This is a genomic window from Aeromicrobium sp. PFPM2_SD2, from assembly GCF_057364525.1.
This window is the reverse complement of sequence record NZ_JBNFNZ010000725.1, coordinates 1-726: the sequence shown is the minus strand read 5'-3', so window position 1 is coordinate 726 and position 726 is coordinate 1. Positions and strand designations below refer to the sequence as shown.

1 protein-coding gene is annotated in these 726 nt (G+C 75.5%); it reads right to left on the bottom strand.

The window, feature by feature from the left end; all coding sequences use genetic code 11:
- Positions 1-75: 75 nt before the first annotated feature.
- The coding region (locus tag AC2W7G_RS17725) for a GNAT family N-acetyltransferase (protein ID WP_485869590.1) at positions 76-726 on the bottom strand (651 nt) is incomplete at its 5' end.

Below are 726 nucleotides of genomic sequence, written 5' to 3'. Positions count from 1 at the left end.
TTTGTACTTGCGTTCCTTGGGCGGTTCGGGCGGTCAGCGCAACGCAGGAAAGATCCCGTCCGGCCCCGCGCCGGCTCAGGCGCCGGGCGTCAGGTAGCGGTACTCGTGGTGGTCGCTGAAGCCGAACGGCCGGTAGAGCGCGATCGCGGCGTGGTTGTCGCGCATCGTCTGCAGGTACGCCTTGTCGGCGCCGCGCTCGACCGCCCAGGCGAGGGACGTCTGGACGACGCGTCGCGCCAGGCCCTGGCGGCGCGCCTCGGGCGCTACCTCGACCGCCGCCAGCCCGGCCCACTCGCCGGTCACGATGACGCGGCCGATCGCCGCCGCGGGCGAGCCGATGCTGACGAAGCCGACGGTCGCGGGCCCCTCCAGGACGGCGCGGGCCAGGCGCAGGTCCTCGACGCGGTGGTACATCCGCATCCACCCCTCGGTGGCCCGCGTCTCGACCACGGCGTCCGCGTCCGCGGCGTAGGACGCCTCGAGGTCGGCCACCTGGACGATCGCGCCGGGACGCTTCGCCGCCGGCCGGCACCCAGCCGGCCGCCGTGAACGCGCGGTCACCGGACGACCCGACGACGACCTGCGCCTTGGCCGGCAGGTCGCGGGCGGCGTAGAACGCCTCGACCAGAACCAGCGCGTCCTCGAGCGGCACCCCGGGGTCGCCGTGGGACGGCCACCGAGTTCGCGCGGGCCGGTGAACCCGGCCCGCGGGCGCGCAGCTCCCAG